We start from the raw sequence: 14794 nt of genomic DNA on the forward strand, positions 1-14794 counted from the left end.
CGCATCCACACCGTCCTCCAACCCAAAGCCGACGCCGCCTGGCACCTCCACCACCACACCCGCCACACCGACCTCGCCGCATTCGTCCTCTACTCCGCCGTCGCCGGTGTCATGGGGAGCCCCGGCCAGGGGAACTACGTGGCGGCGAACGCCTTCCTCGACGCGCTCGCGGAGCACCGGAACGCCATGGGCCTGCCCGCGCAATCCCTCGCCTGGGGCATGTGGGCGGACGTCAGCGCGCTGACATCGAAGCTCACCGCAGCGGACCGTGAACGCATCCGGCGTGCCGGATTCCCGCCGCTCAGCGCGGCGGACGGCATGCGGCTGCTCGACGCGGCGGCGCGTACCCCGGAGCCGGTCGTCGTCGCCACGACGGTCGACACCACCCGGCTCGACGGCCCGGTCGCACCACTCCTCCGCGGTCTGGTGGCCCAGCGGACCGGACCGGTGCGCGGGGTCGCCCGGAACGCCGGCGACGAACCGCTGGCGGTACGTCTCACCGGACGCACCGTCACCGAGCAGCGGCGCGTGGTGCTGGACATCGTGCTCCGCCAAGCGGCCGCGGTGCTCGCCTACGGCGCGGGCGAGCGGGTGGCGGCGGACCGGCCGTTCCGGGAACTCGGTTTCGACTCGCTGACCGCGGTCGACCTGCGGAACCGGCTCGCGGCCGAGACGGGGCTGCGGCTGCCGACGACGGTGGTGTTCAGCCATCCGACGGCGCAGGCGCTCGCCGGGCATCTGCTGGAACTGCTCGCTGCTCCCGCCACCCGGTCCGCGGCCGACCCCGTGCCCGCCCCGGATGTCCCGTACCGGGACCAGGATCGGGACCGGGACCGGGACCGGGACGAGCCGATCGCGATCGTGGCGATGGCCTGCCGGCTGCCCGGCGGCGTGACCTCACCCGAGGAGCTGTGGCGGCTCGTCGAGTCCGGCACCGATGCGATCACCATGGCGCCCGGGGACCGGGGCTGGGATCTCGACGGGCTGTACGATCCGGATCCCGACGCGGTGGGCAAGGCGTACAACCTGCGGGGCGGATTCCTGGACGGAGCGGCGGAGTTCGACGCGGCGTTCTTCGGCATCAGCCCACGCGAGGCACTCGGCATGGACCCGCAGCAGCGACTGCTGCTGGAGACCGCGTGGGAAGCCGTCGAACGCGGCCGGATCGACCCCGCTTCGCTGCACGGCCGGGAGGTCGGCGTCTATGTCGGCGCGGCGGCGCAGGGGTACGGGCTCGGCGCCGAGGACACCGAGGGCAACGCGGTCACCGGCAGCTCCACGAGTCTGCTGTCCGGGCGGATCGCCTATGTGCTCGGGCTGGAGGGCCCGGCCGTCACCGTCGACACGGCGTGTTCGTCGTCGCTGGTCGCCCTGCATCTGGCCTGCCAGGGGCTGCGCCTGGGCGAATGCGAGCTGGCACTCGCCGGCGGCGTCTCGGTACTCAGCTCACCGGCCGCGTTCATCGAGTTCTCCCGCCAGCGCGGTCTGGCGGCGGACGGGCGCTGCAAATCGTTCGGTTCGGGCGCGGACGGTACGACCTGGGCCGAGGGCGTGGGCGTACTCGTTCTCGAACGGCTGTCCGATGCCGAGCGGCTCGGGCACACCGTGCTCGCCGTGGTCCGTGGCAGCGCCGTCACGTCCGACGGGGCGTCCAACGGGCTCACCGCGCCGAACGGCCTCTCGCAGCAGCGGGTGATCCGCAAGGCGCTCGCCGCGGCCGGTCTGACCGCCGCCGACGTGGATATCGTCGAGGGACACGGCACCGGCACCCGGCTGGGCGACCCGGTCGAGGCGGACGCCTTGATCGCGACGTACGGGCAGAACCGCCGGGAACCGGTCCGCCTCGGCTCACTGAAGTCGAACATCGGGCATGCGACGGCCGCTGCCGGTGTCGCGAGCGTCATCAAGATGGTGCAGGCGATCGGGGCGGGCACCATGCCGCGGACGCTGCACGCGGACGAGCCCTCGCCCGCCGTCGACTGGACCGCGGGGCGGGTGGCGCTGCTCACGGAGAACCGGCCCTGGCCGGATGACGGGAGTCCGCGCCGGGCGGCCGTCTCCGCGTTCGGGCTCAGCGGAACGAACGCCCATCTCGTCCTCGAACAGCACCGTCCGGCGCCCGTCGCGCCCCGGCCGGCCCCCGAGGAGCCCCGGCCGGTGCCCTGGGTGCTGTCCGCGCGGTCGCCGGCCGCGCTCCGGGCGCAGGCCGCCCGGCTCCGCGACCATCTGGCGGCGGTCCCGGAAGCCGACCCGCTGGACATCGGATACGCGCTGGCCACCAGCCGCGCCCGGTTGCCGTACCGCGCCGCGGCCGTCGCCGCCGGCATCGACGGGTTCCGTACCGTACTGGACGGTCTCGCGGACGGCGTCGACGCGCCCGGAACCGTCACCGGGACCGCCCAGGAACGGCGCATCGCTTTCCTCTTCGACGGCCAGGGCGCCCAGCGCGCGGGCATGGGGCACCGGCTCCACCGGAGTTTCCCCGTCTTCGCCGCCGCCTGGGACGAGGTGTCGGCCGCGTTCGCCGGGCAGCTTGAGCACTCCCCCACGGACGTCTTCCACAATGAGCGCGGTGAGCACGGTGAACTCGTCCACGACACCCTGTACGCGCAGGCCGGTCTGTTCACGCTCGAAGTGGCACTGCTGAGACTTCTCGACCACTGGGGTGTGCGCCCGGACGTGGTCGTCGGGCACTCCGTCGGCGAAGTCACCGCGGCCCATGCGGCGGGGGTGCTCACGCTCACGGACGCCGCCAGGCTGATCGTGGCCCGTGGCCGGGCGCTGCGGGCGCTGCCGCCGGGGGCCATGACGGCGGTGGACGGCACCCCGGCGGAGGTGGGCGCCTTCACCGCCTCCACGGATCTGGACATCGCCGCGGTCAACGGCCCGACCGGCGTGGTGGTCACGGGCGCACCGGACGACATGGCCGCGTTCGAACGGGAGTGGGCGGCGTCCGGGCGGCGCGCGAAGCGGCTGAACGTCGGGCACGCCTTCCACTCGCGGCAGGTCGACGGAGCCCTCGACGACTTCCGTACCGTCCTCGAATCCATCCCGTTCGGTACGGCACGGTTGCCGGTGGTGTCCACGACGACGGGCCGTGAAGCGGCGGGCGAACTCGCGACCCCGGAACACTGGCTGCGCCATGCGCGCCGGCCGGTGCTCTTCGCGGACGCCGTCCGGGAGCTGGCGGACCGCGGCGTGAACATGTTCGTGGCCGTCGGGGCGTCCGGCGCTCTCGCCTCGGCCGCATCGGAGAACACCGGCGGGAGCACCGGGACCTATCATGCGGTGCTGCGCGCCCGGACCGGCGAGGAGACCGCGGCGCTGACCGCCGCCGCCGAACTCCACGTACACGGAGCCCCGGTGGACCTGGCCGTGGTCCTGGCCGGCGGGCGCCCGGTGGACCTCCCCGTCTACCCGTTCCAGCACCGCTCGTACTGGCTGGCGCCCGGCCCGAGCGGCGGTACGCCGACCGTCTCGCCGGACACCGTCCGGGGTGAGGAGCCCGAGGCGGCGGAGCCGGACATCGCGGAGATCGTCCGGCGGAGCACCGCGGCGCTCCTCGGTGTCGCCGACCCCGCCGGAGTCGACACGGAATCGACGTTCTTCGCGCTCGGTTTCGACTCGCTGGCGGTGCAGCGACTGCGCAACCGGCTCACCTCGGCAACCGGTCTCGACCTGCCGGCATCCGTCCTGTTCGACCACGACACCCCGGCCGCCCTCACCGCCTATCTGGAGGACCGGCTCGGCGACGGCGCGGACGGCGGCCCGCCCACCGTGCTCGAACTCCTGACGGAGATGGAGTCGCTGGACGCCGCGGACATCGCGGCGACACCGGCCCCGGAACGTGCCGCCATCGCCGATCTCCTCGACACTCTCTCCCGCGTCTGGAAGGACCACCGATGAGCACCGACACACACGACGAGACGACGTCCGCCGGCCGCTGCCCGTTCGCGATCCAGGACGGTCACCGGGCGATCCTGGCGAGCGGCACGGTGGGCTCCTTCGATCTGTTCGGCATCAAACACTGGCTGGTCGCAGGCGCCGAAGACGTCAAGCTGGTCACCAACGACCCGCGGTTCAGTTCCGCCGCACCGTCCGAGATGCTGCCCGATCGGCGCCCCGGCTGGTTCTCCGGTATGGACCTGCCGGAACACAGCCGCTACCGGCAGAAGATCGCCGGGGACTTCACGCTGCGATCCGCACGCAAGCAGGAGGCCTTCGTCATCGAGGCGGCGGACGCCTGTCTCGACGGGATCGTAGCCGCCGGGCCCGGCGCCGATCTGATCCCCGGGTACGCGAAGCGGCTCCCCTCCCTCGTCATCAACGCGCTGTACGGGCTCACCCCCGAGGAGGGAGCGGTACTGGAGACCCGGATGCGGAGCATCACCGGCTCGACCGACCTGGACAGCGTCAAGACCCTGACCGATGACTTCTTCGTCCACGCCGGGGAGCTGGTCCGCGCCAAACGCGACGAACAGGGCGACGATCTGCTCCATCGCCTCGCCGCCACCGCGGACGGCGAGATCTCGCTGAGCGACGACGAGGCGACGGGGGTGTTCGCGACCCTGCTGTTCGCCGGGCACGACTCCGTACAGCAGATGGTCGGCTACTGCCTCTACGCGCTGCTGAGCCACCCCGAACAGCAGGCGGCCCTGCGGGCCCGCCCCGAGCTGGCCGACCACGCGGTGGAGGAGATGCTGCGTTTCCTCCCGGTCAACCAGATGGGGGTACCGCGCGTCTGTGTCGAAGACGTCGATCTGCACGGCGTGCGGATCAGCGCGGGCGACAACGTGATCCCGCTCTATTCGACGGCGAACCGCGACCCGCGGCTGTTCCTGGACCCCGATGTGTTCGATGTGCGGCGTCCGCCGGAGGGGAACTTCGCGTTCGGCCACGGCATCCACAAGTGCCCCGGGCAGCACATCGCCCGACTGCTCATCAAGGTCGCGTCCCTGCGGTTGTTCGAGCGTCTCCCGGACGTCCGCCTGGCCGGCGACGTACCGATGAACGAGGGCCTCGGGCTGTTCAGCCCGGCCGAACTGCGGGTCACCTGGGGTGCGGCATGACCCCGGTGCCGGAGACCCTGCGGCTGCCGAACGGGACGACGGTCTCCCATATCAACCAGGGCGAGGCGCAGTTCCTGTACCGGGAGATCTTCACCGAACGCTGCTATCTGCGCAACGGCATCGAACTCCGCCCGGGGGACGTGGTCTTCGACATCGGCGCCAATATCGGCATGTTCACGCTCTTCGCCCATCAGGAGTGTCCCGGAGTGGCCGTGCACGCCTTCGAGCCGGCGCCGCTGCCGTTCGCGGCGCTGCGGGCGAACGTGCTGCGGCACGGCGTCCCGGGCCGGGTGGACCAGTGCGCGGTCTCCGACGAGGCCGGTGTCCGCAGGATGACGTTCTACCCCGACGCCACGTTGATGTCGGGCTTCCACACGGATGCCGAGAGCCGCAGGGAGCTGCTGCGTACGCTCGGCCTCAACGGCGGCTACACCGCCGAGGACGTCGACATCATGCTCGCCCAGCTGCCCGACACGAGCGTGGAGATCGAGACCGCCACGGTCCGGATCTCCGACGTCGTCGCGGAGCGCGGCATCACGGCGATCGGCCTTCTGAAGATCGACGTCGAGAAGAGCGAACGGCGCGTCCTCGCCGGTATCGACGACGCCGACTGGCCCCGTATCCGCCAGGTCGTCGCCGAGGTCCACGACACCGAAGGGGCGCTCGGCGAGATCGTCGCGCTCCTGCGCGGCCACGGCTTCACCGTCGTCAGCGAGCAGGAGCCGTTGTTCGCCGGTACGGATATCCACCAGGTCGCCGCACGGCGGCCGGCCGGCTGAACCGCCGGGGCGGCGAGGTCGCCGGGAAGCTCCCTACCCGCACCGGTCGCCCCGGCCCGCCAGCTCGCTGACATCGGCCAGTTCCCTCGGAAGCTGCTGACGGCCCTTCACACCCAGCTTGCGGAACACGTTCGTGAGGTGCTGCTCCACGGTGCTGGCCGTGACGAACAGGTGGTCGGCTATCTCCCTGTTCGTACGCCCCACGGCGGCAAGTGCGGACACCCGGCGCTCCGACTCCGTCAGTGACGTGATGCGCTGTCCCAGCGTCGCGTCCCAGGCACCGCCGACGTCCGACGGCTTCGCGCCCAGCCTCAGCAGCAGGGGAGCCGCACCGCACTGGGTCGCCAGATACCGGGCCCTGCGGATCAGGCCCCGTGCCCGGTTGTGCTGCCTGACCAGGTTGAGTGCCTCGCCCAGGTCACTGAGGACAAGGGCCAGTTCGTACTGGTCGTTGCAGGTGACCAGCAGATCGGCTGCCTCCTCCAGCAGGTCGATCCGCTGGGGCAGTGGACTGTAGGCCGCCTGCACCCGCAGGGTCAGGGCACGCGACCGGGAACGCATCGGCCGGGACAGCTGGTCGGACAGGAGCCGGAGCCCTTCGGCGCGGTCGGTACCGGGCGTCAGCAGCGCCTCGGCGGCGTCGACCCGCCAGAGCACGAGGCCCGGTACGTCGACGGCCCAGTGCCGCATCCGGTCCCCGCACTCCCTGAACAGTGCGTACGCCGCCCGGTGCCGCCCGGTCGCGAGGTGGTACCGCCCACGGGCCCAGAGCAGATGCACCCCGAAGAGGCTCTCCGAGGTGTCCTGCGGCAACGGCTCGGAGAGCCACCGGTCGGCCCGGTCGAGATCGCCGAGCCGGATCGCCGCGACCACGGTGCTGCTGAGGGGCAGCGTGGCAGCCACTCCCCAGGTGGGTACGAGCCGCGGCCCGAGGGCCGTCTCGCCGTAGGCGACGGCGGTGGTCAGGTCGCCGCGGCGCAGGGCGGTCTCGGCGCCGAACCCCGCGTAGAGCGACTCGTCGGCCGGGGTACGCGCGGCCTCGTCACCGGCCAGTCGGTCGACCCAGAACTGGACGGCCTCGGTGTTCTCGGCGTACAGGACGGCCAGCAGCGCCATCATCGCCGTGGTCCGGTCCGCCGTGGCATCCATGTACTGGAGGACCCGCTCGGCATGGGCGTCCGCCAGCTCCGGGCGGCCGCGCAGTGCCGCGATGACGGCCTTGTCCGCGACCGCGCGCTGCCGGACCGGTCCGCGGAGTGCGGCGAGCCCGCCCGCGGCGAAGGAGTCGGACCTGCGCCACGGATCCGATCGGCCGGGATGGACCAGCGCGAGGGATAACTCGCCGACGACCAGCAGTGCACGGTCCCGGTCGTCGCCGCCCGCGGGAGGCTGGGCCGCCAGTACCTCGGCCGCCTCCCCCGGCCGGCCGGCCATCGCCAGCCAGTCGGCGAGGGACACGGCGTGCTCGCGCGAGAGCAGTCCCGCGCGCGATGCGGTGAGCAGCTCGGGCAGATGCCGGCCGGCCCTCATCGGATCGCAGATGCGTTCGACCCCGGCGGCCTCGACGCGCAGCGCGGCCCGGGTGACGGGGTCGTCGCAGGCCCGGTGGGCGAGTTCCAGATATCCGACCGCTTCCTCCAGTTCGCCGCGCAGATGATGCTCCCGCGCGGCCTCGGTGAACAGCTCGACCGCATCCGCGCCGTGCACCCGGCCGGTGCCGATCTGGTGGCGGGCGAGCACCTGCCCGGCCACACCGTGGTTCCGCAGCAGTTCCAGCGCCGACTCGTGCAGGTTCCGGCGGTCCAGCGCCGACAGGTCGTCGAGGACGATGGAGCGGGCTTCCGGGTGCGGGAACCGTCCGTCCTGCAACAGCCGTGCGTCGTTCAGCTGCTCGCAGACCTGCTCGAACGTTTCCGAGTTGAGGCCGGTCATCCGCCGGACGAGTACGGGTTCGGCGCTCGCGCCGAGTACCGCGGCCGCTCGGGCGATATGCAGCGCCGTCGGGCCGCACCGGTAGAGCGACCCCAGGTAGGCGAGCCGATACGCCCTTCCCGCCGCAGCCCCCGTACGGCCCGTGGCCCGCGCCTCCCGGATATCGTTGATCAGGCCGTGCCCGAGGAGCAGGTTTCCCCCGGTCGCCCGGAACGTCTCGGCGAGGACGTCGTCGTGCGTGTCGCGGCCGAGGTGCCGGCGCACCAGCTCGGCGGTCTCCGTCTCGCTGAGCGGCCGCAGCGCGATCTCCTGGTAGGAGCGGAGGCTCAGCAGTTCCGCCTGGAAGCGGGAGTCGGCGGGTGTCGGGCGGCGCAGCTCGGTCAACACGATGGAGATTCGGGCGGGGCCGATACGGCGGGCGAGGTGGAGCAGACAGAGCAGCGATGCGCCGTCGGCGTGGTGTACGTCGTCGACACCGATCAGTACGGGCCGGTCCGCGGCGAGCGCCAGCAGGGTCCGGGTGAACTCGGCCCGCAGCCGGGTGTCGGTGCCGATCGGCGGGCCCTCGCAGGAGGCCGTGAGGCGGGCGAGCCCCGGGGCTCGGGCGGCCAGTTCGGGATGGTCGAAGAGCTGGCCGAGCATCCCGTAGGGCAGCGCGCGTTCCTCCAGGGAGCACACCGCGCGCAGGGTGACGAAGCCGGTCTTGGCCGCGCCGGCATCGAGCAGTGCCGTCTTGCCGCTGGCGATCGGCCCGGTGATGGTGACGACGGCGCCCCGTCCGCTTTCCGCGCCGGAGAGTGCCCGGTGGAGGCGGTTCAGCTCGTCGTCACGGGCGATCAGTTCATAAGGGGCTGCTCGCACTTCCGGAACCACCTCGCGGCCGTCGTCTCCATCGGTTTCGGCACCGTGCATTTACCGGTAAATACAACTATGTATGAATGGCATTAACTAACAGCGTGATCGGGCTTCTCGGACACTTCTCCTCTTGGTGTCACGAGCCTTACGCCCCGGGCCACCATTTCGGCCACGTGTTGCTGGTGCTCGACCAGATAGAAATGGCCACCCGGGAAGACTTCCACGGTCGTCGGCGCGGTCGTGTGCCCGGCCCAGGCGCGGGCCTGTTCCACCGTTGTCCTGGGGTCGCTGTCACCGATGCATACGGTGATCGGTGTGTCCAGCGGCGGCCCGCTCCGCCAGCGGTACGTCTCCGCCGCGACGTAGTCGGCACGCAGCGGCGGCAGGATCAGCGCCCGCAGTTCGTCGTCCGCCATCACCTCGGCGCTCGTCCCGCCGAGCCCGGCCACCGCTGCCAGCAACGCGTCGTCCGACGCCAGACGGATGGTGTCGGTGAGCGGATGCGACGGTGCGCGGACGCCCGAGACGATCAGGTGCGCCACCGGGATCCGCTGTGCCAGCTCGAACGCGAGCGTCCCGCCCATACTGTGCCCGAACACCACCAACGGGCGGTCGAGGCCCGGCTTCAGGACCTCCGCGACCAGCTCGGCGAGGGCGTGCAGGTCCCGCAGCGGCTCCTCGTCCCGGCGGTCCTGGCGGCCGGGGTACTGCACGGCAAACACATCGGCCACGGGGGCGAGCGCACGGGCGATCGGAAGGTAGAAGGTCGCCGACCCCCCGGAGTGCGGCAGCAGCACCACCCGTACCGAAGCGTCGGGCGCCGGGAAGAACTGCCGCAGCCACAGTTCCTGTTTCATCGAGTACATCCCGTCCGGGTCACGGGCGCCCTGCGGGCCCGGGGGGTCACGCACCCCGGACGGCCGTGCGCCGTGCCCGTCCCCACCGTGCCGCCGCCGGACCCCCGCGCGATCCGGTTCCGGCCTTCGCGGGCCGGAAAGGCGGGCGAGGAAAGTGGCGCGAATTGATGATCCCGGAGCGGCAGCCCTGCGGCTGTACCCATCCCGCCGGGGAGTGTCACCGCTCTCCGACGGTATTGAAGAACGCACATGCCGGCCTCCAGTCCAAAGATGGCAAATCGACACTAACGATGCCGGTGACGGACGTGACACCCCTGACCAGGCGTCTCACCCCCCAGCGCGGAGGCTGGGGCTACTTGACAACACCGACATCACTCGTCGATATTTCGACCACATGACGGCACTCGGGCCGTCCGCCGATGGAATCCTGAATGTGCCGCGGCCCATCTGTGTTCTTGTGCGTGCTTCTGTGTACTTCTGCGGTCACCCGGGCGCACCGAATTCAGCCGCGCCGGCCGGCGCGGGGCACGAGGACAGGGCACCCGAACGTCTCCGGCCTCATCCGGGCCGACGGCACGGGGAACGGTGCGCCGGCTGTCGACGGGCGCATCGAGCGCCTCCATTTCGCCCGATCCGCCCGTCCTCGTTCACGAGTTTTCCCGCCGGGCAGCGGTGAAGCCAATACATCGTTCTGATGGTGGCCATCACCCGGGGTGATGCGGATCCGGTGATCGTCCGGGAACGTCCTGCCTCCCCCGGCGGCGCGCCGCGCGGCTGAGCGTACCGGCGGCGGGGCCCGGTCCGGACCGGGCGGGTTGCTAGCCTCCCGGCCATGGAGTTACGCACCCTGGAGTACTTCGTCGCCGTTGCCGAAGAACGGTCCTTCACCAGGGCTGCCGCACGCTGCCATGTCGTCCAGCCCGCGATCAGCCAGCAGATCCAGGCGCTGGAGAAGGAGTTGGGCGAACCGCTCTTCACCCGCCTGCCCCGGCAGGTGGTGCTCACTTCCGGCGGGGCTGCGCTGCTGCCGCACGCGCGGGCCTGTCTGGCGGCGGCCGCTGCGGCGGCCCTGGAGTTCGCCAACCGGTCCGGCCTGCTGAGCGGCACCCTGGCGCTGGGGACCGTCGGCGGCCTGGAGAGCACCTGTGTTCCCCGGCTGCTCGGTGAGTACCACCGCCGCTATCCGGGGGTGGGGGTGCGTCTCTCCGGGGCGTCCAGCCCGGCACTGCTGGCACAGGCCCGCAGCGGGGAGATCGACGCCGCGGTGATAGCGGAACCTCCGGGGGGTCTGCCCGACGGCTTCGACTCACGGCTGCTGCTGGAGGACCGCTTCGTCGCGGTGCTGCCCGCCGGGAGCCGGGCCCCGGACCATCCCATGACCCTCACCGAGGCGGCCCGCCGCCCCCTCATCGGCTACGGCTCCGGCACCGGGGCGCACGCCTTCGTCCGGGACGCCTTCGCGGCGCAGGGCCTGCGGCTGGACATCGCCTACGCCACGGCCGACGTCGCCCTCCAGGTGGCGCTGGTGGCCGAGGGGATCGGCATCGCCCTGACCTCGTACGCGAATCCCCTGCTCCGCCTGGACGAACGGATCGTCGTGGTACCGCTGGAGCCCGCGATCCGGCTGCGGAAGGTGCTCGCCTGGCGGCTGGGAAAACGTCCGGGGCCACCGTTGCGGGCCTTCCTCGACCTGCTGACGGAGCTGCCCTTCCGAGCGGATCCGGACGACGGGACCGTGCGGCCGAGCGGCGCCCATGCCCCGCCGCACGCCCGCCGGGCCCCTCAGGACTGAGGGGTGCCCGCGGGGGCTTCTCCGATCCCGATGGCGGCCTGCCGCAGATACGTCTGGAAAGCCTTCCGTTCTGTCACAGCGACAGCGTCTCACTGCCTCCGAAGGCCCCGCCGCCGTGCTCCCCTGACGGACTCCGGCGCGGTCTTGACGGCTCCCCTGCGCGGCGGGTGCCGTCTCCCCGGGACAAGCCGAGGCGTGTCGCACCGGGAGGTACGGCGGTCCCGACGCCCGGACTGCGGCCCCGCCTTCCCCGCTCCGGCGCGTGTCGGACCTTTGACGGCTCCCTGACGCGCACCGTTCGTCTCTTGGCGGGTACTTGACGCCCGGTGCCCGGACCTGTCAGGGGGTCGTCAATTCCTCGGCAGGCCGTGGTGCAGGGCGTACCGCCGGGCTTAGATTCCCCTTCTCCCCGAACCCTGCATGCCGTCCGTGCCCGTCAGCGCCGTCTGCGCTTCTTTGCGCCGTCCGTCGGCGACGGCTGTCCGGCTCTTCCGTCAAGAAGGTCTCCGTCATGTCACCAGCCACTCACCAGAAGGCTCCGGCTGTCTCCCCCGCCTCTCCGCCCGGCAGCGGGGGTGGCCGCAGGCGGTCCGCCCGGCGCAGAGGGGCGAGTGGACTCTTCGATCCGGTGCAGTTGCTGACGTCGTTCCCCGATGCCCTGCACAAGTTGAGGCCGCGGACGCTGGCGCGGAACCCCGTGCTGTTCGTCGTCGCGTCCGGGGCGCTGCTCACGACCCTGTCCGCGCTTTTCGATCCGTCCGTCTTCGCCTGGGTGATCAGTGTCTGGCTCTGGCTGACCGTGATTTTCGCCAATCTTGCCGAGGCCGTCGCGGAGGGCCGGGGGAAGGCTCAGGCGGAGTCCCTGCGCCGGGCGCGTACGGATACGGTCGCGGTACGGCTGCGCGACAACTGGCGCATCGGTACGGACCTCACCTCCGCGGTGACGGAGACCATCGCCGCCCGCGATCTCCAGCCCTTCGATTTCGTCGTCGTGGAGGCCGGTGCGGTGATCCCGGCCGACGGCGAGGTCGTGGACGGCGTCGCCGCGGTCGACGAATCGGCCGTCACGGGCGAATCGGCCCCCGTCATCAGGGAGTCGGGCGGCGACCGGTCCGGTGTCACCGGGGGAACCATCGTGCTCTCCGACCGCATCGTCGTGCGGATCACCTCGCGCCCCGGCCAGTCCTTCATGGACCGGATGATCGCCCTGATCGAAGGCGCCTCCCGGCGGAAGACCCCGAACGAACTGGCACTCAATATTCTGCTCGCCGCCCTGACCTGCATTTTCGTCCTCGTGGTCCTTGCCCTTCAGCCCATGGCCGCCTATGCGGGTGCCGCCCAGTCCACGACGGTCCTCGTCGCTCTCCTGGTCACGCTGATCCCGACGACCATCGGGGCGCTGCTCTCGGCGATCGGCATCGCGGGCATGGACCGGCTCGTCCAGCGCAATGTCCTCGCCATGTCGGGCCGGGCCGTCGAGGCGGCGGGCGATATCAGCACCCTGCTGCTCGACAAGACGGGCACCATCACTTTCGGCAACCGCGAGGCGGCAGGTTTCGTCCCGCTGCCCGGCATCGACGAACTGTCCCTGGCGACAGCGGCCCAGTTCGCCTCTCTGGCCGACGAGACCCCCGAAGGCCGGTCGGTCGTCGTGCTCGCCAAACGGAGGTACGGGCTGAGGGAGCCCGTCGACGGCGAACTGAGCCGGGCACGGTTCGTACGGTTCAGCGCGCAGACCAGGATGAGCGGAGTCGATCTGTGGTGGAGTGACGACGCCGCGTACCAGATCCGCAAGGGCGCCGCGGCCGAGGTGATCGGATGGGTGCAGATGCGGGGCGGTACCGTCCCCGCCGAGGCGCGGTGGTTCGCCGACACCATCGCCGCGTCCGGCGGCACACCTCTGCTGGTCGCCGTCGACGACCGGAGCGGACCGCGTGTCCTCGGTGCCGTGCATCTGAAGGACGTCGTGAAGGACGGCGTCCGGGAACGGTTCGCGGAGCTGCGCCGTATGGGCATCCGTACAGTCATGATCACGGGTGACAATCCGCTGACGGCCCGAGCCATCGCGCGGGAGGCCGGAGTCGACGACTTCCTCGCCGAGGCCACCCCGGAGGACAAGCTCGCCCTCATCAAGAAGGAACAGGAGGGCGGCAGGCTCGTGGCGATGACCGGCGACGGGACCAACGACGCGCCCGCCCTCGCCCAGGCCGATGTCGGCGTCGCGATGAACACCGGGACCTCGGCGGCCAAGGAGGCCGGGAACATGGTCGACCTCGACTCCAGCCCCACCAAACTCGTCGAGATCGTCGAGATCGGCAAGCAGCTCCTCATCACCCGGGGCGCTCTCACCACCTTCTCGATCACGAACGACGTCGCCAAGTACTTCGCGATCATCCCCGCCATGTTCACCGGCACCTACCCGGGCCTGGAGGCGCTCAACATCATGGGCCTGCACAGCCCGACGTCCGCCATCACCTCGGCGATCATCTTCAACGCCCTGATCATCGTCGTACTGATCCCGCTCGCGCTGCGGGGGGTGCGCTACACCCCCGCATCGGCCCATGACCTTCTGCTCCGCAATCTGACCGTCTACGGCCTCGGCGGCCTCGTCCTGCCCTTCGTCGGCATCAAGCTGATCGACCTGGTCGTCTCCACGATTCCCGGCCTGGGCTGACCCCGCCCCCTGCGGCGCGGCCGGGCCGGCACCACTGGACCGCCCCGACGAACAGCGGACATGCCCCGCCCGGTTTCGGTGGGCTGCAAAGCACAGCCCTGGTTTCGGAGCGTGGACCTGTCGGGGTATCCACTGTCAGTCCACCGCGTACGGTGAGCTGCCCGGTCGGGCCGCGGGTGATCCGTGTGGGCCGGTCGGGGACCTCCGGCATACCGTCCGCGGTTCGTACCGCAGTGCCCCCGAGGGCAGCGCCGCACCACTTAGGCGACGCGGTCGGCGTCCGCGCCGTCCGGCCGGATCCACGGCCGCTCGGCGCTGCCGAAGACCTCGGGCAGGCCACGGACACATTCGGCGGCGTGCAGGCAGCGCCCGGCCTCGAACGTGACCGTGATCGCCCGGCCCTTGCAGGACTACTTCCCGGACTCGGTACTCATACCGCCTCCGTGGCCGATGTGCCCGGTGGTTCAGTCGCTGACGCTGCTGCGGGACTGGTACAGCAGGCCCTGGTAGTCGGGGTGGCGGGCGATCCAGGCCGCGATGAAGGGGCAGGTCGCCAGCACCCGCAGGTTCGCGGCCCGCGCCTCGTCGAGGGCGGTGCGGGCCAGCGCCGACCCGATCCCCTTGCCCTCGTACTCCGGGCCGACCTCGGTGTGGACGAACGCGATCAGCTCCGGCGTACGGATGTAGTCCGCGAAGCCCACCACCTCGGTCCCGCCGTCGAGACGGGCCTCGTAACGCTTCGCCCCGGGCACATCGCGTACGTCGACCGCCATGGAAACTCCTCCTCAGGCACCTGATCCGATTCTGCGGGAACCCGGCCGATCGGGCCACCGTAT

General features: G+C 71.4%; 9 protein-coding genes. 5 read left to right on the forward strand and 4 right to left on the reverse strand.

Features of this window, described 5'->3' with window-relative positions; genetic code table 11:
* From ACIQ9E_RS29255 to ACIQ9E_RS29265, 3 genes are all read left to right on the forward strand, one after another.
* Positions 1–3906 (forward strand): beta-ketoacyl synthase N-terminal-like domain-containing protein (locus ACIQ9E_RS29255; protein WP_403712141.1); only part of this gene is annotated, 3906 nt, incomplete at its 5' end.
* A complete protein-coding gene (locus ACIQ9E_RS29260; protein ID WP_403712143.1) occupies positions 3903–5069 on the forward strand; it encodes a C9 hydroxylase cytochrome P450 in 1167 nt (388 codons plus the stop codon). The genes ACIQ9E_RS29255 and ACIQ9E_RS29260, both read left to right, overlap by 4 nt.
* Positions 5066–5848, forward strand: a complete 783-nt coding sequence (locus tag ACIQ9E_RS29265; RefSeq protein ID WP_403712145.1) for an FkbM family methyltransferase — start codon at positions 5066–5068, stop codon at positions 5846–5848. The genes ACIQ9E_RS29260 and ACIQ9E_RS29265 overlap by 4 nt, the downstream gene beginning before the upstream one ends.
* Before the next feature lie 33 nt (positions 5849–5881).
* Here ACIQ9E_RS29265 and ACIQ9E_RS29270 read toward each other — a convergent pair whose 3' ends face one another.
* Positions 5882–8641, reverse strand: coding sequence for an AAA family ATPase (locus ACIQ9E_RS29270; RefSeq protein ID WP_403712147.1), 2760 nt, complete (start codon positions 8639–8641; stop codon positions 5882–5884).
* A gap of 83 nt (positions 8642–8724) precedes the next feature.
* A complete protein-coding gene (locus ACIQ9E_RS29275) occupies positions 8725–9492 on the reverse strand; it encodes a thioesterase II family protein (RefSeq protein ID WP_403712149.1) in 768 nt (255 codons plus the stop codon).
* Positions 9493–10324: 832 nt separating this feature from the next.
* Here ACIQ9E_RS29275 and ACIQ9E_RS29280 point away from each other — a divergent pair.
* Positions 10325–11284, forward strand: a complete 960-nt coding sequence (locus ACIQ9E_RS29280) for a LysR family transcriptional regulator (protein WP_403712151.1) — start codon at positions 10325–10327, stop codon at positions 11282–11284.
* A gap of 511 nt (positions 11285–11795) precedes the next feature.
* Positions 11796–13958: a potassium-transporting ATPase subunit KdpB gene (gene kdpB / locus ACIQ9E_RS29285; protein ID WP_403712153.1), complete on the forward strand. Its 2163-nt coding sequence runs from the start codon at positions 11796–11798 to the stop codon at positions 13956–13958.
* A 260-nt stretch (positions 13959–14218) separates the two neighbouring features.
* Here kdpB and ACIQ9E_RS29290 read toward each other — a convergent pair whose 3' ends face one another.
* Positions 14219–14350, reverse strand: a complete 132-nt coding sequence (locus tag ACIQ9E_RS29290) for a (4Fe-4S)-binding protein (protein WP_403712203.1) — start codon at positions 14348–14350, stop codon at positions 14219–14221.
* 72 nt (positions 14351–14422) lie between these two features.
* Complete coding sequence (locus ACIQ9E_RS29295; RefSeq protein ID WP_366262767.1) at positions 14423–14731, reverse strand: GNAT family N-acetyltransferase; 309 nt, start codon at positions 14729–14731, stop codon at positions 14423–14425.
* Between the last annotated feature and the right edge of the window lie 63 nt (positions 14732–14794).

Origin of the sequence: Streptomyces sp. NPDC094448 (assembly GCF_044763775.1) — a bacterium.
In the GTDB taxonomy this organism is placed as follows: domain Bacteria; phylum Actinomycetota; class Actinomycetes; order Streptomycetales; family Streptomycetaceae; genus Streptomyces.